This window comes from Brevibacillus sp. NPDC058079 (genome assembly GCF_042885155.1).
Lineage (GTDB): Bacteria > Bacillota > Bacilli > Brevibacillales > Brevibacillaceae > Brevibacillus.
Genome location: NZ_JBHVSO010000014.1, coordinates 92,266 through 115,332, shown reverse-complemented (window position 1 = coordinate 115,332; position 23,067 = coordinate 92,266). Strand labels below are relative to the sequence as shown.

Annotated in this window: 19 protein-coding genes and 1 riboswitch; of the genes, 6 read left to right on the top strand and 13 right to left on the bottom strand. The window is 48.2% G+C overall.

The annotated features are described in order from the left end of the window. Positions 1–4 precede the first annotated feature (4 nt). From ACFVS2_RS29555 to ACFVS2_RS29545, 3 genes are all read right to left on the bottom strand, one after another. On the bottom strand, positions 5–955 hold the full coding sequence (locus tag ACFVS2_RS29555; RefSeq protein WP_390239917.1) for a branched-chain amino acid ABC transporter permease: 951 nt from the start codon (positions 953–955) through the stop codon (positions 5–7). Between the two features lie 157 nt (positions 956–1,112). Then, positions 1,113–2,348: a branched-chain amino acid ABC transporter substrate-binding protein gene (locus ACFVS2_RS29550; protein ID WP_173618358.1), complete on the bottom strand. Its 1,236-nt coding sequence runs from the start codon at positions 2,346–2,348 to the stop codon at positions 1,113–1,115. 260 nt (positions 2,349–2,608) lie between these two features. Further along, positions 2,609–4,366, bottom strand: coding sequence for an adenine deaminase C-terminal domain-containing protein (locus tag ACFVS2_RS29545; RefSeq protein ID WP_390239941.1), 1,758 nt, complete (start codon positions 4,364–4,366; stop codon positions 2,609–2,611). 193 nt (positions 4,367–4,559) lie between these two features. Here ACFVS2_RS29545 and ACFVS2_RS29540 point away from each other — a divergent pair, with 193 nt between their 5' ends. The 4 genes from ACFVS2_RS29540 (at position 4,560) to ACFVS2_RS29525 (ending at position 7,027) form a co-directional block, all read left to right on the top strand. Beyond that, a complete protein-coding gene (locus tag ACFVS2_RS29540; RefSeq protein WP_390239914.1) occupies positions 4,560–5,099 on the top strand; it encodes a YgaP family membrane protein in 540 nt (179 codons plus the stop codon). 18 nt (positions 5,100–5,117) lie between these two features. After that, positions 5,118–5,252 (top strand): EYxxD motif small membrane protein, encoded by a 135-nt coding sequence (locus ACFVS2_RS29535; RefSeq protein WP_007717348.1) that lies wholly within the window; start codon positions 5,118–5,120, stop codon positions 5,250–5,252. Between the two features lie 171 nt (positions 5,253–5,423). Continuing rightward, positions 5,424–5,807 (top strand): MarR family winged helix-turn-helix transcriptional regulator, encoded by a 384-nt coding sequence (locus ACFVS2_RS29530; protein ID WP_390239939.1) that lies wholly within the window; start codon positions 5,424–5,426, stop codon positions 5,805–5,807. A gap of 11 nt (positions 5,808–5,818) precedes the next feature. Further along, positions 5,819–7,027: an MFS transporter gene (locus ACFVS2_RS29525; protein WP_390239912.1), complete on the top strand. Its 1,209-nt coding sequence runs from the start codon at positions 5,819–5,821 to the stop codon at positions 7,025–7,027. An 83-nt stretch (positions 7,028–7,110) separates the two neighbouring features. Here the strand turns inward: ACFVS2_RS29525 and ACFVS2_RS29520 are convergent, their stop codons facing one another. From ACFVS2_RS29520 to ACFVS2_RS29500, 5 genes are all read right to left on the bottom strand, one after another. Continuing rightward, the gene (locus ACFVS2_RS29520) at positions 7,111–7,956 is read right to left on the bottom strand and encodes a hypothetical protein (RefSeq protein WP_390239910.1); all 846 of its coding nucleotides are present in this window, start codon (positions 7,954–7,956) and stop codon (positions 7,111–7,113) included. Between the two features lie 615 nt (positions 7,957–8,571). Beyond that, on the bottom strand, positions 8,572–9,201 hold the full coding sequence (locus ACFVS2_RS29515; RefSeq protein WP_390239908.1) for a hypothetical protein: 630 nt from the start codon (positions 9,199–9,201) through the stop codon (positions 8,572–8,574). 533 nt (positions 9,202–9,734) lie between these two features. Beyond that, entirely contained in the window at positions 9,735–11,012 is a 1,278-nt protein-coding gene (gene purD / locus ACFVS2_RS29510) for a phosphoribosylamine--glycine ligase (RefSeq protein ID WP_390239906.1), read from the bottom strand. 81 nt (positions 11,013–11,093) lie between these two features. Beyond that, positions 11,094–12,644 (bottom strand): bifunctional phosphoribosylaminoimidazolecarboxamide formyltransferase/IMP cyclohydrolase, encoded by a 1,551-nt coding sequence (gene purH, locus ACFVS2_RS29505; protein ID WP_173618362.1) that lies wholly within the window; start codon positions 12,642–12,644, stop codon positions 11,094–11,096. Positions 12,645–12,825: 181 nt separating this feature from the next. Beyond that, complete coding sequence (locus ACFVS2_RS29500) at positions 12,826–13,203, bottom strand: hypothetical protein (RefSeq protein ID WP_173618363.1); 378 nt, start codon at positions 13,201–13,203, stop codon at positions 12,826–12,828. 171 nt (positions 13,204–13,374) lie between these two features. On the opposite strand from ACFVS2_RS29500, the gene ACFVS2_RS29495 reads away from it, so the two are divergent. Both ACFVS2_RS29495 and ACFVS2_RS29490 read left to right on the top strand, forming a co-directional pair. Beyond that, positions 13,375–15,498, top strand: a complete 2,124-nt coding sequence (locus ACFVS2_RS29495; protein WP_390239904.1) for a sensor domain-containing protein — start codon at positions 13,375–13,377, stop codon at positions 15,496–15,498. 119 nt (positions 15,499–15,617) lie between these two features. Then, positions 15,618–15,786: riboswitch (M-box (ykoK) riboswitch) on the top strand. A 292-nt stretch (positions 15,787–16,078) separates the two neighbouring features. After that, positions 16,079–17,014: a magnesium transporter CorA family protein gene (locus tag ACFVS2_RS29490; protein ID WP_173618365.1), complete on the top strand. Its 936-nt coding sequence runs from the start codon at positions 16,079–16,081 to the stop codon at positions 17,012–17,014. A 60-nt stretch (positions 17,015–17,074) separates the two neighbouring features. Here ACFVS2_RS29490 and purN read toward each other — a convergent pair whose 3' ends face one another. From purN to purQ, 5 genes are read right to left on the bottom strand one after another with little or no spacing between them, the layout of a single operon-like run. Further along, on the bottom strand, positions 17,075–17,683 hold the full coding sequence (gene purN / locus ACFVS2_RS29485; RefSeq protein WP_390239902.1) for a phosphoribosylglycinamide formyltransferase: 609 nt from the start codon (positions 17,681–17,683) through the stop codon (positions 17,075–17,077). Next, positions 17,677–18,717, bottom strand: a complete 1,041-nt coding sequence (gene purM / locus ACFVS2_RS29480) for a phosphoribosylformylglycinamidine cyclo-ligase (RefSeq protein ID WP_390239900.1) — start codon at positions 18,715–18,717, stop codon at positions 17,677–17,679. Before purM ends, purN begins: the two co-directional genes overlap by 7 nt. Positions 18,718–18,747: 30 nt before the next feature. Then, positions 18,748–20,166, bottom strand: coding sequence for an amidophosphoribosyltransferase (gene purF / locus ACFVS2_RS29475; RefSeq protein ID WP_106841037.1), 1,419 nt, complete (start codon positions 20,164–20,166; stop codon positions 18,748–18,750). Continuing rightward, entirely contained in the window at positions 20,151–22,394 is a 2,244-nt protein-coding gene (gene purL, locus ACFVS2_RS29470; RefSeq protein WP_390239898.1) for a phosphoribosylformylglycinamidine synthase subunit PurL, read from the bottom strand. The genes purF and purL overlap by 16 nt, the downstream gene beginning before the upstream one ends. Beyond that, positions 22,375–23,067: a phosphoribosylformylglycinamidine synthase subunit PurQ gene (purQ, locus tag ACFVS2_RS29465; RefSeq protein WP_173618369.1), complete on the bottom strand. Its 693-nt coding sequence runs from the start codon at positions 23,065–23,067 to the stop codon at positions 22,375–22,377. The genes purL and purQ overlap by 20 nt, the downstream gene beginning before the upstream one ends.

Below are 23,067 nucleotides of genomic sequence, written 5' to 3'. Positions count from 1 at the left end.
TCACCTACACTTTCTCTTTTACAGCTTCGCCAAACAGTCCTTCCGGCTTGAAGAGAAGCACGAGAATTAAAATACTGAACGTAAACACATCTTTGTACTCTGCACCAAAGGCTCCGTTGGTCAACGGCCCCATAAAGGCTCCAGACAGGGATTCCAGAAGACCGAGGAGCACGCCACCGATCATCGCGCCACGCAGGTTCCCAATCCCGCCGAGTACGGCAGCTGTAAATGCTTTTAGACCGAGGATAAAACCGATATACGGATCGATCGTCCCGTAGTTTTGCGCAAACAGAACACCTGTCGCGCCACCCAGACTGGATCCAATCAAAAACGTTAGCATGATTACTTTGTTTACATTTATGGTCATCAGCGAAGCCGTACTCTGGTCTTGTGCGACGGCGCGCATGGCGATTCCCCACTTTGTTTTATTCACAAACAACGTCAATGCAATCATCATGACGATCGCAATTACAATTACGATCAATCCTTTTGTTGGAATCGTAGCAATACTTCCTAATGGAATCGAACCTGTAAAAAGAGCGGGACTGTTCAGATAAAACTCATTACGAGCTAGTGCTTCTGTAAACCGTACGAGGTCTTGCAGCAAAAACGAAACGCCAATCGCCGAGATCAACGGCACAAGACGAGGTGCTCCGCGCAATGGTCGATAGGCAATCCTCTCAATTCCTACCCCCAAAGCACCAGTTAATACCATGGCAATTATGAGTGTTGTGAAAAGTGCGACAAATGGATTCATACCTTCAAGTGCCCCTAGCGCATCAGAGATCAATAGTACCTCTGTACCGATAAAGGCTCCGACCATGAAAATGTCTCCATGGGCAAAGTTGATAATTTCCAAAATCCCGTAAACCATTGTGTAGCCTAAAGCAACGACTGCGTACATAAATCCAAGTGTCAATCCGTCAACCAACACTTGAGGCAAAATGTTGATCATGCTTTCCCATCCCTCATTTCTCTTGTAAACTTGTACAAATTTTCTGCATTCATTCCGTTGACTGGACTTGTTTTCTCGTGGAAAAGGGGCCAACACCGGCGTGCAGCCCCTATCCTGGTATGAGGCATGGGAGTGTGTGCAGCGTTGTGTGGTGTGATTACTCGGCCTTGCCTACGAAAATGGATTTGTCTTTGTCAAACTTGTAAATGAATACATCTGCATTTGTGTTGTCACCTTTGTCATCAAAGGTAACCTTGGTAAATTGACCCTGAAAATCTTTGGTTTTGTGGACTGCATCAAGGACTTGCTCGCGGGTTGGTTTTTTGCCTCCGTTCGCTTTGGTAGCTTCCAAGACACCATTGAGGATGACGTTCATGGAGTCGAAACCGTAAACGGAATAAGTTTCCAGAGGCTTGTTTGTGACTTTTTTGTACTCTTCAGCCCATTTCTTGCCCTCTTCGGTTTGCGTTACGTCCCCTGCTACTGACGTAAAGACTACACCTTCGACAGCATCACCGGCTATTTTTATCATATCAGAAGAATCCAAGCCGTCGCCACCCATAAAATAACCCTTAAATCCTTTTTCACGAGCTTGTTTGATCATAATTCCACCTTCTGGATAAAGGCCGCCGAAAAAGATGATGTCCGGGTTTTTCACCGTTACCTGGTTAAGTACCGCGCTGTAGTCCTTTTCGCCCTGGGTTATGCCCTCGAAGCCAAGGATTTGGACCCCGTCCTTTTCGAATTGCATCTTCACTTGATCGCTCAGACCTTGGCCGTATGCTGTCTTATCATGGATAATATAGGCCGTTTTTACACCAAGTGTATTTTTTGCATAAAGAGCAGCCTTTGGTCCTTGCGCGTCATCGCGAGCACAGATTCGATGAACGGTTTTCTTGCCTTCCTCCGTGAGCTTCACCCCTGTGTTTGCTGGGGATACCATGACCAGCTTACCTTCCTCGTACTTCACAGACGATGGAATGGCAACACCTGTGTTATAGTGCCCAACTACACCGTACACATCAGGGTCAGAGATAAGCATCTCCGCATTGGATACCCCGATTTTCGGGTCGCCTTGATCATCCTGAGGGAAAAGCTGGAGATCAAAGCCAAGTGCTTTAAACTCTTCCTTACGCTTTTCGAGAGCGTAACCAGCGCCTGTTTTAATCGCATCTCCTACAGCGGAATTGCTCCCGGACAGTGGGGATTGTGTGGCAATCTTGATGAGGCCTCCCTCGGTTGTTCCGCCACCGCTGTTGCCTGGAGCTGGCTGACTTTGCCCCCCGCTTGCGTTACTTCCGCCGCTTGAATTACTGTTTCCTGCGCAACCTGTTAATGCCATACTCGCAGCCAATACCGCAGATAAAACCCCGACATAAGAACGCTTTTTCATTCAGAATGAATCCCCCTTTTATCATTCTTTGTTCTTGTTACCTAGTCCATCTACCTTGCTAGCCAGGTTGCGACTTTCAAAAACGATAACTCTTCGGGGATCAAAGATAGATGAGGCTTGGTTGATTTTATTTTAAAATAAATCTGATAATTTACAAGAAGTAAAATATATTTTATATACATATATCATTGATTCACAAACGATCATATTGAGTTTTATGAAAAACGTCGAGACGTTTTTCACTCAAAAAAACACCCCCCTCAAGGTAAAGGGAGTGCCGGAACGACGATTTGCCCACTCTTAATGTCGACAATGCCATTTGCTGTAAGACGCGCATACGGCAAGTGAGTAGCGGTAAAAAACAAAATCGAATAAATCGGATCGAGATGGACATGGCCTTTGGACCGGAGCTGATTTACCAAATTTTCACCCATACTGATCACTTCCTCCATGGGCGCAGACGAGAATTTTCCAGCAAGAGGCAATGGGCATTCGCAAATAATTTTTCCTTCATCGATCAGGACGACCCCGCCTTTTATTTCCCGAATACGCTCCAATGCTTGCGCCATCGCTTGGGGATTGCGTCCGATTACGATCCAGTCGCCAGACGCGGAATAGGTGCTAGCCAGCCCTTCAAGATGCTCACCGAAGCCACGAAGCACTGCTAATGTTCGTTTGCCGCCAGTCGCATCGATGGTGGCAATCAGCGCCAACTGCGAATCGTGCTGCAAAGATACATAACCATCCTTATCAACGGGCATATCCTCTAGCGACAACCGTGTGATAACGGCATTCAGCATTTGTAACACAGAGGCCTTTCCATCTTCATCTGGCCGCAGGCGGAACCAATCAGGATGTGCCTGCTTTTTCAACGGATCTGTCAAACGTAACGAAGCTTCATCCCATTGTGGCTGAACGGTTGGGACGAGTAGGGTTCCCTTTTCTGCCACCCGTTGTCCATTTGCAATCACGATGGATGGTGTCGGTTGATCCTTTGCCGTCAACAACAGCATATCCGCGATTCGGCCCGGAGCAATTCCTCCGATCTCCGCGTCCAGCCCGTAATAGACAGCCGGGTTCAGCGTCGCCATAACATACGCTTCCTCTGGCGGCATCCCCGCTTCGATGGCCACGCGGATCGTACTATTCATGAACCCGTCACGATGCATCGGCGGCGTACTTCCATCTGATGTCAGCATCATCTGTGATGACCATGGCACCCCCAGCGCAAGCCACCCTTTCACCAGCTCCGGCAGATCAGGGCGAATGGAGGAATGGCGCAGTGTCGCATACATACCTAAACGGATACGCGACAGCAAATCTTCTGCATGGATGGCCTCATGACAAGCTGTTACGCCGGCTGCAGCGGCAATGTTCAAGGTCTCGTAAGAAGCTCCCGGATGATGCCCCTCCATCCTTTTCCCCAAGTCCCGCGTATGTTTCAAACCAAAAAGCAGCGTCTCATCCTCTTGTAAAACACCGCCCCAATTCGTCAACTCCCCACCCTGAATCACGCGTGGATGCTCCAGCATTCGCGCCAAGCTTTCCTTGGTGAACGCCGGATGAGCTTTCCCTGTCTGCGGATCGAGTCTGCCCCAGAAAAATTGCTTTACCGGATGTGCTACCAGAGAATCCATGATCGCTGCTGTTTCCGAAAAAGGCAAATGCATGAGCATTAACGAATCCGACATCATTCCAGTCGTTCCCGTTTGTAGAGCAAAGTCAGCCAACGTGTAAGGGTTGTACCATTGAAACGGATGCGCGTGTGGCTCGATGTAACCCGGCACGAGATATTGCCCAGCCGCCTCCATGATCACGGTCTGATCATCGACCAACGGCTCTTTTTCTCCTACATAAGCAATACGTTCTCCTGCCACTACGACATGATGCTCTTGCCATTCTTTTGTATACACATTCAGAACGCTTGCGCCTTTTATCCAGAGGCTTGCCGGTGCCTGACGTCTGCTCACGCGAATCATGTGCAAGTAATCATGATCTGATATGGCTCGTACGCGCATCATTTCTTCTCTCCTTGTCGGTCTGCCGATGTTTTTAAAAAATGAACGATCATTCATTGCTCTCTACAGCTTCGCCGCCCATAAATCATTCCCCTGCAAGCTTGATGAGTGTAGTAACAATTCCCACGGGTGTCTTGTCGCCCTTCATCGCAGACTATCGAATAGAAGTAATTGCGACAGGAGGACAACTCTCATGCATAAAAACGTAGGTAGAACTGACGCGATGATTCGCATGACTGGCGGTCTCTTAGGCTTGGCATACGGCATCGGAAGAATGAGTCGTCGCCCATACAATGCACCATGGCTGCTCATGGCTTTTTCAGCAATGAAAGTAGCAGAAGGAGCTACGCGCTTTTGTCCGATGTACGCTGCGATGGGCATCAATACGACAAAAGGGAATGGCATGCAGGGCATGATGGATCAGCTCAAGAAAAAAGGCGTGCAGATGGCGGTCAATCAGTTCACGCGCTCCATGAATATTGCGCCCATCAAAGACACGAGCAACAACCAAGATGATGCGAGCAATACTCCATCAACCACCAATAAGACAAACATACAGTATTCTGCAAGCCCACAATTATCAGCGAACCAGAAAAAACAACCAATCAACAATCAGCAAAACACGGAGCTTACCCCTGAGGATCAACTTCTCGAAAAGGCGGCAAGAGAGTTCATCTCTTTTCGTTCCCAAGAAAATAACAACAGCAGCACTCGCTACCCCACGTACACATAAGGAGAGGAGGCACTGCATATGCTTGTCGGCTCCCAGATGTATGAATGGATGTCCCATAACTTCTTTGTTATTGCCACGATCATTGGCGTCATCGGCGTGATGGGATATTACTTCTTTCGAACGTCGAGAAGAAAAGGAAGATATCGTCAGTAAAGGAGAAACAACCAACCGCCTGTCATCGGGCGGTTTTTTCCATTTACATAATTACTTGTTATGAATATAATTGTCATTGCAAGTATTTTTGAACGAAAGAGGGTCATGTCCCTGATCGATCATTGGCAAAAAGAACCGGTTGGATTTCTCATTGGAAATACATACCGGAGAATGATTCATCATGTTTCCCTTTTTTTAAAGGAGTTTGATTTGACCACGGAGCAGTTTGCTGTCCTTTATCGGCTACGAGAAGAAGAGGGCATCAATCAAAAAGAGCTGGCCCAGCGCTCGGCCAAGGATCAGCCTTCCATGACACGTATTTTAGACACACTCGCCAAAAAAGGCTTTATTGAAAAGACATTGAGCGAACAAGACCGCCGCGCCTACATCATTACCCTTTCCCCGAAAGGACGGGAATGGATTGAGCAGGCGATTCCTGTAGAGGCTCATGCCGTTGCAGACATTTTGGAAGGGATCTCTCCTGAAAAGCTGGCCTTCTTGCGAGAAATCTTGCTGGAGATTAACGAAAACATCAATAGAAAAACGACAGACTAGGAGTGACAGCATTGGGAGAGAGTAGAGAGAGACTGTGGACGAGAGATTTTGTCCTGTTAACTGTATGCAATTTGTTGTTGTTTCTCACTGTTCAAATGCAGACCCCTACCTTTCCTGCCTATGTGAAGGAAGCGTATCAGGCCAATGATTTTGTCGTCAGCCTGGTCATTAGCTTGTTTTCACTTGCAGCAGTAATCGCAAGGGTGTTTACTGGGGAAGCATTGAAAACGAAAAGCAGTAAGCTCTTGGCGATCGTAGCACTTGGATTCGTCGCGATTTTTAGCGCAGGCTATTACTGGGCGGGAAGCCTTGTTTTCTTTCTTCTGTTGCGAATCTTGGTCGGCATCGGCTTTGGGATGGGCAGCACGACCTTTCCGACGATTGTCTCCAATGTGATTCCTACCAAACGGATCGGCGAAGGCATGGGGTATTTCGGCTTATCGACCAGCTTGGCAATGGCACTCGGTCCGTTGATTGGACTTGGCCTGTTGAATTGGTTTGGATTTGGATCGATGCTCATGGTTCTCGTGTTGTTAGTTGCCATTATTTTTCCGTTGATGCATTTTATCCGCGCCTACAATCAGCTTCCTGTGTCGTCCGGGAACGCCCAAACTGTCACAGGCATTCGACGTTTTTATGATAAAAAACTGCTGCTTCCGGCTGGATTGAATTTTTGTTTGTCTATTACGTATGGCGGGATTCTCAGCTTTTTGGCCTTGTACGGAAAAGAAGCCCACATTGAGAATGTCGGCTGGTTTTTCCTTACGAATGCACTAGCGATGGTGTTGGTTCGGCCGTTTTCCGGCAAGCTGTATGATCGCAAAGGCCACATTGCCGTCCTGCCTCCCGGTGCGATTTTCGTCGGGGTCAGCCTCTTGCTCCTGTCCCTGACAACGACAGAGTCCCTGCTTCTCGTCTCTGCTGCCTTCTACGGGCTTGGCTACGGCATGATTCAGCCATCTATCCAGGCGTGGATGGTAAAGGTCGTCACACCTGAGCAACGCGGCATGGCGAACGGACTGTTCTTTAATTCCATCGATCTGGGTATCGCGGTCGGCTCTGTGCTCCTCGGCATCATCGCGACACATTCGAGCTACTCTGTCATGTACCGCTGGTCGGCAGCGTGCTTGCTGCTGTTCCTCATTGTTTATTTCCATTCGCAGCTGGCTGCGGCCAAAGCGAAAAAGGCGGCGCTGACGAGTGAAAACGTTGGTGTGTAGTTGAAGCAACCTATTTTCCACATAAAAAAGCTGCTCCCTATGAACAAATTTCTTCATGGGGAACAGCTACTTCGTTATAACACCTATGGACTAGTAACCAAACAACATTTGTAACCTTCTGCATCCGGCTCATGATGAAAAATAATCGTCCAAGTCAATGTAGAGTCAAAGATATACAGATCAAAAGTAAAGCGGGTGTATGATTGTAATAATCGCTTGGTACTCAGCCTGAATACTTTATTTCGGGTGAAGTCTCTTCCAATCGAACTAACAGAATCCCAGAAAAATAATACTTCTTCTTTGTCATGAAGATAATCCATTGCTTCTGAAGCTGTTAACCCTGTGGTTCTGTCTCCCTGGATAAATCCCCATAAATAACCTTTGTCTAGTTTTACGTACCGTTTGTAAAAAAACTCCCTTACACAATCACCCTTGACGTTAAAAAATGTTTGAATGTATTGCCCTCTCAATTGGATTGACACTTCTTTAGAAAGGATAGGTATGTTACGAATGTTCAACACATCTTCTCTATACTCAACTGGACGATACATGTGCACAACAGTTGCATTCTCGTCTTTTAGCATGAGAGTTCTAAATTCAACCTTTTCGATATCCTCATAATTCGTCATTGCAAACAGATCGTGTTCATCATTGGTTTGGCTCTTATGGATCATTGCAAAGGGACCAGTGGGAATGGTCACCACGACACACCCGTCAGGAACATGAGTGATGATACTTACTCGTCTACCTATCATTTTCTTTTCCGTAATCGAATTCCAAACTTCATAGTATAAATGACTGTCAACGACATTATTAATTTCGCACAATATGGAATCTGGCGCTTGTAAGAACTCGTCCCGATCATAGTAACAATCTACTTCAATACCAACTATAAAAAATGCTTCAACGTCAACAACCTTTAGTCGCATGGTATCTCCTTATTTTTCACAATCATATCAAGAAAGGGCGTAACAGAAAATAATGTTACGCCGAATGTTCTCATCTTTTATTTCCTCTCACAGTTTGCTGCGGCAAAAGCGAAAAAAGCGGCGGTTGCGAGTGAGAACGTTGGTATGTAATAGGAGCTTACTACTCCGTGCTTACCGTATGGCGGAGCACCTTGCATGTTGGACGACGAGCATCTTGACCCACTCTTGTCCTCCTGCTATACGTTCATTTATTGTCAGCGGCACCAAGCCATGCAAGGTGGTATAAACCAAATCGATTGCATTGTATAAGAAGTTTGGTGCCAGTAGTATGTTTCTAGTGTTTTTCTTGGATCTTGAGTAGCTAATTAGCTTACACTATTTCTTATAAACTGAACCCCATAGAATTAGGCACCTTTTAGCGCCTCTTTCTTTTCTTCGGTGCAGTTAAGCTATATACGATTACTGCAGCGACAATTATCAAAACTACCATAACTATAAGAACAGGGTAACCTACACTCCCCATAAATATCCCTCACTTTCCTAAATTTTACTATAATTTGTATTATACAAATAAAACTACTCCTTTTGTAAGGAATAGTTTTATTAATTAATGTGCTATTTTTTCTTACCGACACCTATAATCTCTAAGGATCCAGAATCGTTTTTTATAGCTCCTTTTGGAGTCACATAGTAATAAGTTACTGCTGCATTAAACGGCTGATCAAACGTGTAAGAATACATCATCTTACTACTCTTTGTCCAATCATTTGTTACCGTAAAATCAGCAACCTTTATAATCTTTGTTCCGCCTGCACCTACAGGACCGTAAGCCTCCATCTGGACTGAATTTTTATAATGTGTGGGTGTTCCTTTTTGCGCGTAAGTTGTTATTGTTCCACTGAAATTATTTTCCCACAAATTTAGACCAACATATACAGTCCCCGACAACGCACCAGTAAAAGTTGAGTTTTTATTACTACCAGTAATTGTCCAATTATCTGGTTGGGCATCTGCAAAAGATTGAGCTTCAGATGCATGAATGGCATGCTTTTTTACTAATTTTGCATCCTCATCACTAAGTATTTCTCCAACCTTGTATTTATCCCCAATTTCTCTCATTATTTGTTGTTGAGGGTACTGTTGTTCAGTTGCTGCAATTACAGTACTTGTGCCACTCCCAGTAATCGAAATACCTAATAAAAAAGCAGTTGCTACGGTAGTAAGTAGAGATTTTTTTACTAACATTTCAATAACCTCCGTTTTTCGTTATTGTAATATTTTACCATATATTCTTTATATTAACAAAATAACTTAGTTTCTCTCTTATAAAAATAAACATTTTAAAAATTCTGATTTCATAAATAGAAGTTCCTTCTTCAAAACTTCCGTGCGTCCGACTATAAGTCTTATTTTTAGCGTTACGCAATTCGATGTGTCCCACACCGCCGGGTCGGGGAATCCCGATAGACATAGGATCCAGTCAGGTGCACGCAAGATTTCTGTGTGCTCCTTTTTCCCTCCCCCCCTAGCAAATGTGCAAGTAAACGAGATTCTATGGAATTCTCTGTATCCGTTCCAGAGGCTCATGAAAAGGAAAGGTGATGTCTTCTCCACTACCTTAAAACCAGGCTCATTGTCTGTGACACAACCTACAACAGGAAGTTTTCCTAAATAAAGTACTGCACAATTGCTCCTCCTCGTTCGTTCCTCCCTCCCGCACATTAAAACAAGCTGTCCCCCAAGTAGAAATTTCTACCTAAGAAACAGCTTGTTCTTTTTTATCCCTTTTGCTGATACTTCATCGCTCGTGCCGCAATATCCGTGCGATACTGCGCCCCATCAAACGAGATCCCTTGCACCTTCGCATACGCTGTCTCACGCGCTTGCGCCAAATCCGCTCCGGTTGCCACGACACCAAGCACACGGCCACCGCTCGTAACGATACCTTCCTCGGTTGCCTTCGTACCTGCGTGAAATACCGTAGCTCCCTCGTTTGCCTGACCCAGTCCGTGAATCAACGCACCCTTTGGATATTCTCCCGGATAACCCGGCGCTGCCATGACGACACAGACAGCACTTCCTTTTTGCCATGTCACATCGACTGCATCGAGCTCGCCATTGACCGTTCCGACAAAAATATCGAGCAAATCTGTTTTGAGCAACGGCAAGAGCACTTGTGTCTCTGGATCACCAAAACGCGCATTGAACTCCACGACTTTTGGTCCTTGCTCCGTAATCATCAGACCTGTGTAGAGAATGCCTTTGAACGGAATGCCATCCTTGGCCATCCCTGACGCCATCGGCTGGACAATCGTTTTGACAATCTCGTCCACCAGCTCAGCAGACATTTGCGGTACCGGGGCGTATGTTCCCATGCCGCCTGTATTAGGGCCACGGTCATCATTGAAAATTCGCTTATGATCCTGAGAAGTAATCATCGGCTTAACCGTCTCTCCATCGACGAAAGACAGCAGCGACAGCTCTTCGCCGAACATGCACTCCTCAATGACCACGCGGGCTCCCGCTTCACCAAAAACGCTTTCCTGCATGATCTGACGGAGTGCCTCTTCTGCTTCCTCCACCGTCTCTGCGACAACGACCCCTTTCCCCGCCGCCAAGCCGTCCGCTTTGACAACGATAGGAGCCCCCTGCTCTCTCACGTACGCACTCGCCGACTCGAAATCCAGGAACGATTCATAGGCAGACGTCGGAATCTCGTAGCGTTTCATTAAACTTTTCGCAAAAGACTTGCTGCCCTCGATCATGGCCGCTTTTTGGTTCGGGCCATAGATCGGCAGATTGCGCTCCTCGAAAAAGTCCACAATCCCCGCCAGCAAAGGATCTTCCGGGCCAACGACAGTCAGATCGATTCCCTCATCCTTGACGAATTGAACCAGTGCAGCAAAATCATGGACGCCAATTGGTACGTTTTGTGCGATTTGGGCGGTGCCCCCATTTCCTGGCGCACAGTATACCTTTGTCACTTTAGAGCTCTGCAACAGCTTCCAGGCAATCGTGTGTTCTCGACCGCCGCCGCCGATCACTAATATTTTCATCGTATTTCCTCCTGTGTGAGAGGTGATCCACTCTTTAGTACGTGTTTAAAAAAGCGAACGTTACTCCCCGAATAGCCTCTTTTAGTGCTTGAAATGACGAGTGCCGGTAAAGATCATTGCAATGCCCGCTCGGTTACATGCATCAATGGATTCTTGGTCGCGAATGGAGCCGCCTGGCTGGATGATAGCGGTAATTCCTGCTTTAGCTGCCGCTTCCACGGTATCTCCCATTGGGAAAAACGCATCCGAAGCCATTACCGCGCCACTTGCCAATGCACCTGCTTGCTCGATGGCGATTTTCGCTGCGCCAACGCGGTTCATCTGGCCTGCACCCACGCCGATAGTCATATTATCTTTTGCCAAGAGAATCGCATTCGATTTGACGTGCTTGACGACCTTCCACGCGAATTTCAACTGTGCCAGTTCCTCTTCCGAAGGCTTGCGGTCTGTAACCACTTGAATCTCGCTTTCTTCGAGCTGCTTGTAGTCGAAATCTTGAATGAGTGCCCCGCCTGCAACAGGAGCCACGCGGAACAGATTGTCCACTTTTTTGGCTGGTTCATTCAGCGCAGGAATACGCAAGAGACGCAGGTTCTTTTTCTCAGCCAGAACAGCCAACGCCTCTTCGCTGAAGTCTGGTGCGATGATAATTTCCAAGAAAATCTCTTTCATCGCGAGGGCGGTGTCACGGTCAATCAGGCGGTTTGCTGCCACGATCCCACCGAAAATAGAGACAGGGTCTGCTTCGTACGCTTTTTGGTAAGCAGCGCGAATATCAGTGCCAATCCCTACTCCACAAGGGTTGGAGTGTTTGATCGCAACGACAGCAGGTTCAGCGAATTCACGTACAATCGCCAACGCTGCATCTGCATCATTGATGTTGTTATAGGAAAGCTCTTTTCCTTGCAGTTGACTCGCATTCCCGATGCTCAACTGATCCGATAACGGCTCACGGTAAAATGCCGCACGTTGATGTGGATTTTCTCCATAGCGTAAATCCTGTGCTTTCTCGTAAGTCACCGTGTAGCTCTCAGGCAACAGTTCGCCCACCTGCTCACTCAAATAGCGAGAGATCAAAGCATCATAGGCAGCTGTATGACGGAAAACTTTTGCAGCCAGCTTGCGACGGGTTTCTAGCGTAGTATCGCCATTTGCTTCAATTTCTTCTGCTACTTTTTCATAATCGGCTGCATCGACCACTACACTGACGAACGCGTGATTTTTCGCAGCAGAACGCAGCATCGTTGGTCCACCAATATCAATATTCTCAATGGCATCTTCATATGTCACGTCTGGCTTCGCTATCGTTTCCTTGAAAGGATAAAGGTTCACGACAACCAGATCAATGGTTTCAATCCCTAGGTCCTTTAGTTGCTGCACATGTGCTTCACTGTCCCTTACAGCCAAGAGGCCGCTGTGGATATTGGGATGCAACGTTTTGACGCGGCCATCCAAAATTTCTGGAAATCCAGTCACTTCAGAAATGCCAATGACGGGAACTCCCTCTGCTTTTAAGAGAGAAGCCGTACCTCCGGTAGAAATGATCTGTACCCCTGCGGCTACCAATCGACGGGCAAACGGAATTAATCCTGTCTTGTCAGAAACGCTGATCAACGCTTTTTTCACACTCACGGATAGAACCTCCTGAATTTTAGTGAAAACATGAGTAACTATCGACCAAAACACGAACAATACTTACATATTATAAAATAATTGTACGCTATTATCAATAACTTCGTCAGGAAAACAAACGCAGCCGCCCATGCCTGTTCGGCACTTGCGACTGCATACACCTGCATTTGCTTTGATGAAGTTATCGTTTTTTCTTGCCTTTGCCTGATAGCTTTTTGATGCGACCCGACAGTGAGACTGATTTGCTTTTGGCAGTCGCCCTGATTGGCTTGATCGGCTTCTTCGACTTGCGGCTCTTCGCCTTTACTTCTTTGGGCATTAAGTTCCCTAACTCTTCCATAGAGATGGATTCGCCGTCCTTTACACGATCCCTGACGCGCTCTTTCGTCTCCTCTGGCACTTCGAATCCCATGTTTCCCAGCTCATCGAGCAACGTATCTACATTGGCTCCGCCCTTCGGCATTTTTTCCGCTAGCTTCATAATATCGTTAAGCGTCCATTGCCGCCCTGTTTTTTGGCTTAGCTTATCGAGCAAGTTCGAAACAAAATCTCCGCTCAAGTCGGCCCCTCCCTTTGTGGGAATATCCCTCTCTTACTGTATGTCACAAGAGTTGATTTGGTTTGTCATGATTCGCGGAGGAAGGAAAGCTGTCCAAATATTGACAATGATTTTCAGTTTCATATAACATTTGAATGATACCAAACAAAATCCAACAGTCCGGGGGCCCACATGAACTTTATTCGAAATTCTCTGTTTTCTCCGCCTGTTGACGGTTCTTTGGGTGGCTTCTCGTCCTCTACCCTTCATGAAACCCTTTTACAACCGATCTTGGAGCATATGGAAGCAGGGGTGACCGTTTACGGGCTTGACGGCAATATCCTTTTTTTCAACAAAGCTGCCAAACAATTCGGCATGTCCGAACCGATAAATCTGCACGAGCAAACATACGGCTCTTCTGCCTTTTATCATCCAGACGGCATTACTCCTGTAGCTTTTGGGGAGTTGCCGTCTGTTCGAGTATTACGCGGGGAAATCGTCAATGGCCAGGAATTATGGACACAACCGAGCGGAAAAGCCGTTTCGATTCTCGTAGCCAATGGGAAGCTCCTCACCCAAGCATCTGGTGAGCCTGTTGGGGCCCTGATCGTTACACACGATATTACGGAGCGCAAATGGGCTGAGCAACGGCTGGAGGTTAGCGAACAGCGCTACAAATCACTGTTTGAGCACAACCCGGACATCGTGTGCTGGCTGGATCTGGCAGGCAAGTTCTTGAATCTGAATCCTGCGTTTGAAATCGTCATCGGCTACAGCCTGAACGATCTGCGCAACCAGTCCTTTCAACAGTTGATGGACAGAGAAGGCGTCAAGCGCGTCCTCTCGATGTCACGTCATACACAAAAAGGCGAATCCGATAATTACGATCTGTCTGTGTTCCATAAAACTGGAGCGCGAATTGAGCTAAACGCCACCGTCGTTCCTATTGTCGTAAACGAGACCACTGTCGGCTATTTTGTCATTGCCAAAGATATTACCAAACGCAAAGAAACTGAGAGAATGATTCACTACCTTGCCTACCATGATACGTTGACCGGGCTGCCCAATCGCTCCTTATTCCAAAGCAAGCTGGAAGATTCGCTACTCCATGCCTCTCACCAGGCACAACCGCTTGCGATCCTGTTTCTGGACTTGGATCGCTTCAAATACATCAACGATACACTCGGCCATTCCACCGGGGATAGTCTGCTTACGCAAATTGCCGAGCGCTTGCGAGACAGCGTCGGTCCTCATGATACCGTTTCCCGTCTAGGCGGGGACGAATTTACGATCATCCTGCCAGGAATGGCTCACGATGAAGCGATGGATTTTGCTGAAAAGCTCATGCAAAAGCTCATCTCGCCGATCTTTTTGGGCAACCAAAGCTTCGTGATCACTACCAGTATTGGCATCAGTCTCTTCCCTCAAGATGGGACCGACGCTGAAACCTTGATAAAAAATGCGGACACAGCAATGTATCAAGCCAAGGAACACGGCAGAAACAACTATCAATTTTTTTGCCCCGAACTGAATGTTGCTCTCGCCAAAAAAATGATGCTGGAAGCCGGACTTCGAACCGCATTGGATAACAACGAGTTTCAGCTGCATTACCAGCCGCAGTACGATCATGAAAAGATTGTTGGCCTGGAAGCCTTGATTCGATGGCAGCATCCTGTATACGGAATCGTGTCCCCTCTTGATTTCATTCCCCTAGCCGAGGAGACGGGCTTGATCATCCCAATCGGTCAATGGGTGCTGGAAAAAGCCTGCCAACAATGCGTAGAATGGCAGCAGCAAGGCTTGCCACCTGTACGTCTCGCCGTAAACTTGTCCATGCGCCAGTTGCAAGACAAGCATCTGGTGACAATGGTCCAGCAAACGTTGCATAAGACAGAACTCTCCCCTGCTTACCTTGAGCTTGAAATTACCGAGAGCATTGCCATGCATCGACTCGATACAGTCATCCCGCGTCTTCAGGCACTTCAAGACATGGGGATTCATATTTCCATTGATGATTTCGGGACAGGCTATAGCTCGTTAAGCTGCTTGCAGTCGCTCCCGATCAACTCTTTGAAAATTGATCAGTCTTTCATGCGTAACATGTCCACCAACACATCAAATACGTCCATCGTGTCCGCGATTGCTGCCATGGCCCATAGCTTGAGTCTTTCTCTAGTAGCCGAGGGCGTGGAGACAGAAGCGCAGCTGGAATTTTTACGCTCGCTTGGCTGTAGCACTTTCCAAGGCTATTTTTTCAGCAAACCTATTCCGGCAACGGAATGTGAGTGGTTGTTGGCAAACATCGCAGCAAAATAGGGTGAGTCGGTCATAGTTAGAAGCCGACACCGTATGAAAGGACATGAATAACATGCATGTAGGACGAGAAAACGTGATTGACAAATACTGGTGACAGGAATACGATGACAAAGTCAATCATTCATCCTCGTTAGGTGAGGCTCCTATACAAACATAGGCCACTGCCCGGAAATATCGAAAGATGCCAATGGGTAGAACAGGAACTGCCGAACTAAGGCTTTTCTTAAGGTGGCTAAGGAATGTTTCCTTTACGTTGTATAGTGCCAAAGCTCTGGTAGGGGGAGAAAAAGTGGTGTTATTTTGTGCACTTTTCTAACCCTCTAGATTTCGCTAGAGGGTTTTTATTTTTGAAAGGGGGAACGTTTTAATGGACAGTAGTCCAAGTTGCGGAATGAATAACTGGAATCAATATTGTGTACGGAGAATTTTCCGACCTTGTGGCGCTGCGGCATGTTCCCCATACCTTATTTGACATTCTCCCTTTTTATGGGACGAGTGTATGTAAGTATCTTTATGTAGACATGCTTGCGCAACATGGTCGTATCCCTCCGATCCTTATTTGCGAAAGGATGAGAAAACCATGTTGAACATTTACAAAACGAATGCCATGGGAAAAATAGAAGAACTGCATCAATTTGAAAAAGGCTGCTGGATCCATCTAACCGATCCTTCTGAGCAAGAAAAGCAACAAGTCGTCAGGGAGTTGTCGATTGACCTTCATTTTTTGCAGGATGCCCTTGATGACGAAGAAATCGGACGGATCGACAAGGACGGAAACCGCGTGATGCTCTACGTGGACATCCCTATCTCCACGAAGGAAGGGGCGAAGGACAACTATACGACGGTTCCGCTGGGAATCATGGTGATGGAAGATTATATCTTAACCGTTTGCCTGGTAGAAACGGCTGTCATGAATGAGTTCGTCCAAGGGAAAGTGAAAAACTTTCACACGCATATGCGAAACCGATTCGTCCTACAAATTTTATCGAATACGTCGCATGATTATTTGCAGTACTTGAAAAAAATCAACAAGCAGACAGGAACCCTGGAAAAATCGTTGCGACAATCGACGAAAAACAATGAACTGCTTACCTTGCTTGAATTGCAGAAAGGCCTCGTTTATTTTTCGACGTCCCTGGAAACGAACAGTCTGTTGATCTCGCTGCTTCGGAGTGGCAGTTATTTGAAAATGTACGAAGAAGATAAGGAACTGCTGGAAGAAGTAAAAATCGAAACCAAACAGGCCATCAAAATGACGGAAATCTATACCGCCATTTTAGGGAACATTATGAATGGCTTTGGCTCCGTCATCTCCAACAATCTGAATCGCGTAGTGAAGCTGTTGACCGCCATTACCATTGTCATCACCTTACCTATGGTGATCGGCACCTTTTACGGGATGAACGTCCCGCTTCCTTTTCAGGATCATCCGCACGCATTCACGATCATTATGATCATGTCTACCGCCATTACGTCCGTAACAGCCCTCTTGTTTTGGAGAAAGAAGTATTTCTAAAACGAATAACCAAAAAACCGACATCGTAAAAGGATGTCGGTTTCTTTTTGATCTCTCGATTTATGTCAGCTGGACAAGCCGTCCTTCCAGCTTCACTCTCTCTTCTGCTAAATAGCCAATGACCTTCACCAAAAGCTCATGCTCCACAGCATGGATGCGAGCCGCCAAAGTCTCAGCCGTATCTGCTTCTTGCACCGCTACGGGAATCTGGGCAATGATCGGTCCTGTGTCCAGACCGGCATCAACCAGATGTACCGTTACCCCCGTTATCTTTACCCCGTAAGCGAGTGCTTGACCAATCGCGTCTTTTCCTGGGAAAGCAGGCAAAAGAGATGGATGCAGATTGATGATTTTTCCTTCGTAGTCAGACAAAAGAGTGTCGCCCACCAAACGCATGTAGCCTGCCAGCACAACCAGCGATATATCACGTTTTTGGAGCTGTGCCACTATTTCCTGCTCAAAAGCAGCCTTGTCTGCATACTCCTTCGGTTGAAAAACAAAGGCGTCGATCCCTAAACGCTCTGCGCGTTCCAAGACCTTGGCACCGGGCTTGTCGCACACGAGCAAGGCAACTTCTACACCTGTGAGCCTGCCGTCCTGTACAGCCTGCACGATCGCTTCAAAGTTGGAGCCGCTGCCTGAGGCGAAAATGGCCAGCTTTCTCACCATTCCACCCCGTTGTATACGACTTTGCGCTCTCCCGCTTGAATATGTCCGATCAAATACGCCTGTTCTCCCAGCTCTTGCAGCTTTTCCATAACACACACTGCATCTTCCGGCTTCACGACGAGCATCATGCCAACGCCCATGTTGAACGTTTTGTACATATCCGGGTAAGAGATATTACCCGCCCCTTGTACCAGCTCGAAGATCGGCAGCACCGGCCAGGAACCAACGTTGATCACAGCCTGCATTCCTTCTGGAAGCACGCGCGGAATGTTTTCAGTAAAGCCGCCACCTGTGATGTGTGCAAGAGCTTTCACTTCATGTGACTCAAGAACGGATAACACTTGCTTCACGTAAATGCGGGTCGGTGTCAGCAGCTCTTCGCCGAGCTTTTTGCCCAATACGTCAACATGATCATGTAAGGACATGCCCTTGTCTGCCAAAAGAACCTTGCGAACGAGCGAGAATCCGTTGCTGTGTACGCCGCTGGAAGCCAGACCGATCAGTACATCTCCAGCTGCCACGGACGCTCCTGTAATCATTTTGCTCTCGTCCACGACACCTACGGTAAAGCCTGCGATGTCGTATTCGCCTTCAGCGTACATACCAGGCATCTCGGCAGTCTCCCCGCCAATCAGCGAGCAGCCGGACTGGGAGCAACCTTCCGCGATCCCTTTGACAATCGCTTCGATTTTTTCCGGAATGACCTTATCTACTGCCAGATAATCGAGGAAAAAGAGCGGCTCTGCCCCTTGAACCACTACGTCATTGACGCACATGGCGACAGCATCGATGCCAATTGTATCGTGTTTGTCCATGGCAAAAGCGAGCTTCAGCTTGGTTCCTACCCCATCTGTGCCAGAAACGAGAATCGGTTTCTCGTATTTTTTGGTATCCAGGCGAAACAGTGCTCCGAACCCGCCCAAATCAGTCATAACTTCCGGTCGGAATGTTCGTTTGACGTGCTTTTTCATACGTTCGACGGCTTCGTTGCCCGCATCGATGTCTACGCCAGCTTGTTTATATGCTTCACTCATCGTTTCTCCCCCTACAAGAGGTTGCTTGTTTTAGCATTTAAGCGCAGGTAGCGCTTCTTCGAATTCAATCTCTGTCGGATATTCTCCGTTAAAGCATGCGAGGCAGTGTCCTCTATTAGGAGCCGAATCGGTGCGGCCAATTGCATCGATCATTCCTTCAACAGACAAGAACGACAGCGAATCAGCCTCAATGATTTGACGAATTTCCTCTACGGATTTTGTCGATGCAATCAGTTCCTCACGCGACGAGGTGTCGATGCCGTAAAAGCAAGAATTCATAACGGGCGGAGAGCTGATGCGCACATGCACTTCTTTGGCGCCAGCCTCTCGCAACATGCGGACGATCCGATTACTCGTCGTACCACGAACAATGGAGTCGTCAATCATGACTACGCGCTTGCCTTCCACTACCTTGCGAACCGCAGACAGCTTGAGATAGACAGCGCGCTCACGCAGCTCCTGACTCGGCTGAATGAAGGTACGTCCGACATAGCGGTTTTTGATCAAGCCGATTTCGTACGGAATTCCTGTCGCTTCCGCAAATCCGATAGCAGCAGAGATACTCGAATCCGGTACACCTGTGACGACATCAGCATCAATAGCGGATTCTAATGCCAGTTGCTTGCCCAGACGTTTGCGCGCCATGTGGACATTGATTCCGTCGATGTCACTGTCTGGTCGGGCAAAATAAATGTATTCAAACGTACAAATCGAACGCTGTGTCGTTTCGGTAAACTTGCTTTCCGTAATGCCATCCTTGTCGATAACGATCAACTCGCCCGGTTGCACGTCACGCCAATATTGCGCGCCGATAATATCAAATGCACAGGTCTCGGAAGCGACAGTGATCGCGTCGCCGAGACGTCCCAATGACAGCGGACGCAAGCCATTCGGATCGAGGGCGATCACGAGCTGATTCTCGTTCATGACGAGAAGTGCATACGCTCCCTTGATGTATTGCAGGGCATCCTTTACCGCTCCCGGCAAATCCTTGCACTCAGAGCGGGCGATCAGATGTGCGATCACCTCAGTGTCGCTGGTCGTCTGAAAAATGGAGCCCTTTGCTTCCAGTTCTTTTCTAAGCACAGCGGCATTTACGAGATTCCCGTTGTGGGCAACAGCCATGCTGCCTTGTGCATAGCGGAAAAAGAGCGGTTGGGCATTTTCAATCTTGCTCGAGCCAGCCGTTGTATAACGGGTATGGCCGATTGCGATATGACCGCTGAACTTCTCCAGATCGCCCTTGCCAAAAGCCTCTGACACGAGACCCATTCCGCGGTGCTTATACCATTTCTCGCCGTCGGAGGCGCAGATACCTGCGCTCTCCTGACCGCGATGCTGAAGGGCGTGCAGACCCAGATAGGTCAATTGGGATGCTTCTTTGTGGTTGTAGATGCCAAAGACGCCGCATTCTTCGTTCAATTTGTCCCAGATTACCCGATCAAACATGGAATCGCATCCTTCCAGGCTGCTTTCACCTCTTGAGTCGAAGCGTTGATCGCTTCTGTACCGTTCACGTTCACTACCAGACGATCGCCGCCGACCGTACCGATGTTCTCGGCAGGTACGCCATGTTCACCTGCCAATGCGAGAATCGCCGCCGCTTGCTCCCCAGAAGCACTGAGCAAGATGCGAGATTGAGATTCACTGAACAAGAGCACGTCAGCACGCAGTTCGGACGCAAGAGCCACCTGCGCACCGAAGCCTTTGCCGAAGCCAGATTCAGCCAGTGCGACACCCAGACCACCTTCGGACAAATCGTGTGCGGAGTTCACCAGACCTTGGCGAATCGCTGTGAGAACCAGCTTTTGTACTGCCGCTTCCTTAGTCAGATCGATTTGTGGAGGACGTCCGGAAATGCTGCCCGTAGCCATCTTTTGATACTCACTGCCGCCCAGTTCAGCAAAGGTCTCGCCCAACAAGATGATCGCGTCGCCTTCGTTTTTGAAATCCTGGGTCGTAATATGGTCAACATCAGTGATCAAGCCTACCATTCCCACCGTTGGGGTTGGATAGATCGCGTCACCGCTGCGTTCATTGTAAAAGGATACGTTTCCGCCGATAACCGGAGCATCGAGTGCTACGCACGCTTCGCTCATGCCCTCGCACGATTTTTCAAATTGCCAGAACACCTCAGGCTTTTCCGGACTTCCGAAGTTCAAGCAGTCCGTAATCGCCAGCGGCTCTGCACCGGAGCAGACGACGTTACGCGCAGATTCTGCAACCGCAATGGCACCGCCCACTTTTGGATCGAGGTACACATAGCGACCGTTGCAATCCGTACTCATGGCAAGGGCCTTGCGAGTACCGCGCACCATGACAACAGCAGCGTCAGAACCAGGCTTTACAGCTGTGTTTGCACGCACAATGTGATCGTATTGCTCGTATACCCACGCTTTATTCGCCACTGTTGGCTGAGCCAACAAGCTTTTCAGCGTAACATTCAGATCTTTCGGTTCTTGGATGGCTGCCAACACATCTACATTCGCGTTTGCTTCGTAGTAAGCAGGCACCGCAGATGGACGATGGTACACAGGTGCGTCGTCTGCCAAGCTGTCTACTGGCACCTCTGCTACTACCTCACCTTGGTGCAACAGGCGCAGCTGGCTGTCTTCCGTTACTTTGCCCACGACAGCGGACGCCAAACCCCATTTGTCAAAAATCGCAATCGCTTCTGCCTCTTTGCCTTTTTCCACGACGACGAGCATGCGCTCCTGCGATTCAGACAACATCATTTCGTATGCAGACATGCCAGCTTCACGCTGCGGCACGAGGTCCAGATTCATTTCGATACCATTGCCCGCCTTGGACGCCATCTCGGAGCTGGAGCTCGTCAAGCCAGCCGCTCCCATATCCTGAATCCCGACGACGATACCCGTGTCGATCAGCTCCAGGCACGCTTCCAGCAAGAGCTTTTCCATGAATGGATCGCCGACTTGTACTGCCGGGCGTTTTTTCTCCGACTCTTCTGTGAGCTCCTCGGATGCAAAGGTCGCTCCGTGAATACCGTCGCGCCCTGTGCTGGAACCAACGTAGATAACAGGGTTGCCAATACCGGATGCTACCCCTTTTTGAATCTTCTCGTGGTCGATCAAGCCGACGCACATAGCGTTAACAAGCGGATTACCTTCATACGTAGGGTCGAAATTCACTTCGCCACCCACAGTCGGAATCCCGATGCAGTTCCCGTAGCCTGCGATACCTGCAACGACGTTTTCAAACAAATATTTGACGCGAGGAGACTTGAGCTCCCCGAATCGAAGCGAGTTGAGCAGCGCAATCGGACGCGCACCCATCGAGAATACGTCACGGATGATACCGCCCACGCCAGTCGCAGCCCCTTGGTACGGCTCGATCGCAGATGGGTGGTTATGGCTTTCGATTTTGAAAACAACCGCCTGATTGTCACCGATGTCGACAATACCCGCACCTTCCCCTGGTCCTTGCAAAACGCGAGGTCCTTTTGTCGGGAAACGACGCAGGACAGGCTTGGAGTTTTTGTAGGAGCAGTGCTCCGACCACATGACGCTGTACAGACCAGTCTCCGTCCAGTTCGGCTTGCGGCCGAGAATTTCTACGACACGCTGATATTCTTCGTCAGTCAGACCGATTTCTTTGTATAGTTTTTGATCGGCAATTTGTTCGGCTGTCGGTTCTTTATGCGTGAGTTGTGACACTGTTCTGTTCCCTCCAAGTCTTCAGGATCGAGGTAAACATGCGGCGTCCGTCATCGGAAGTCATCCAAGAGTGGACGGCACGCTCCGGGTGAGGCATCATGCCAAGTACGTTTCCACGTTCGTTGCAAATGCCCGCGATGTCTTCTAGTGAACCATTCGGATTCTCGCCATGATAGCGGAAAACGATCTGATTGTTCACTCTCAGCTTCGCCAGCGTTTCTTCATCACAGTAGTAGTTTCCTTCGCCATGCGCGATCGGAATTTGGATGACTTCCCCTGCCGCGAAATCACGGGTAAAGGAGGTAGCGTTGTTTTCCACACGCAATTCGGACAGCTTGCAACGGAATTTCAGTGAACGGTTGCGCAAGAGTGCTCCTGGCAATAGTCCGACTTCGGTCAGGATCTGGAAGCCATTACAGATTCCCATGATCAGCTTGCCTTCTTCTGCTGCCTTCACCACTTGCTCCATGACGGGTGAAAAACGAGCGACTGCACCACAGCGCAGATAATCTCCATAAGAGAATCCGCCTGGCAAGAGAATCGCATCATATTTAGAAAGATCCGTATCGGAATGCCATACGTAATCCACAGGCACTCCCATTACATCTTCAACTGCGTTAAACAAATCAATGTCGGCGTTCGAGCCTGGAAAGACGATAACGGCTACTCGCAT

Bases quoted from the DNA above. Each gene is read 5' to 3' on its own strand.
- ACFVS2_RS29530 (WP_390239939.1), top strand. From the start codon at position 5,424: ATGATTCATCATGTTTCCCTTTTTTTAAAGGAGTTTGATTTGACCACG.
- ACFVS2_RS29540 (WP_390239914.1), top strand. From the start codon at position 4,560: ATGCATAAAAACGTAGGTAGAACTGACGCGATGATTCGCATGACTGGC.
- ACFVS2_RS29555 (WP_390239917.1), bottom strand. From the start codon at position 955: ATGATCAACATTTTGCCTCAAGTGTTGGTTGACGGATTGACACTTGGA.
- ACFVS2_RS29495 (WP_390239904.1), top strand. From the start codon at position 13,375: ATGAACTTTATTCGAAATTCTCTGTTTTCTCCGCCTGTTGACGGTTCT.
- ACFVS2_RS29545 (WP_390239941.1), bottom strand. From the start codon at position 4,366: ATGCGCGTACGAGCCATATCAGATCATGATTACTTGCACATGATTCGC.
- ACFVS2_RS29490 (WP_173618365.1), top strand. From the start codon at position 16,079: ATGTTGAACATTTACAAAACGAATGCCATGGGAAAAATAGAAGAACTG.
- purF (WP_106841037.1), bottom strand. From the start codon at position 20,166: ATGTTTGATCGGGTAATCTGGGACAAATTGAACGAAGAATGCGGCGTC.
- purD (WP_390239906.1), bottom strand. From the start codon at position 11,012: ATGAAAATATTAGTGATCGGCGGCGGCGGTCGAGAACACACGATTGCC.
- ACFVS2_RS29520 (WP_390239910.1), bottom strand. From the start codon at position 7,956: ATGCGACTAAAGGTTGTTGACGTTGAAGCATTTTTTATAGTTGGTATT.
- purN (WP_390239902.1), bottom strand. From the start codon at position 17,683: ATGGTGAGAAAGCTGGCCATTTTCGCCTCAGGCAGCGGCTCCAACTTT.
- ACFVS2_RS29535 (WP_007717348.1), top strand. From the start codon at position 5,118: ATGCTTGTCGGCTCCCAGATGTATGAATGGATGTCCCATAACTTCTTT.
- purQ (WP_173618369.1), bottom strand. From the start codon at position 23,067: ATGCGAGTAGCCGTTATCGTCTTTCCAGGCTCGAACGCCGACATTGAT.
- ACFVS2_RS29550 (WP_173618358.1), bottom strand. From the start codon at position 2,348: ATGAAAAAGCGTTCTTATGTCGGGGTTTTATCTGCGGTATTGGCTGCG.
- purM (WP_390239900.1), bottom strand. From the start codon at position 18,717: ATGAGTGAAGCATATAAACAAGCTGGCGTAGACATCGATGCGGGCAAC.
- ACFVS2_RS29515 (WP_390239908.1), bottom strand. From the start codon at position 9,201: ATGTTAGTAAAAAAATCTCTACTTACTACCGTAGCAACTGCTTTTTTA.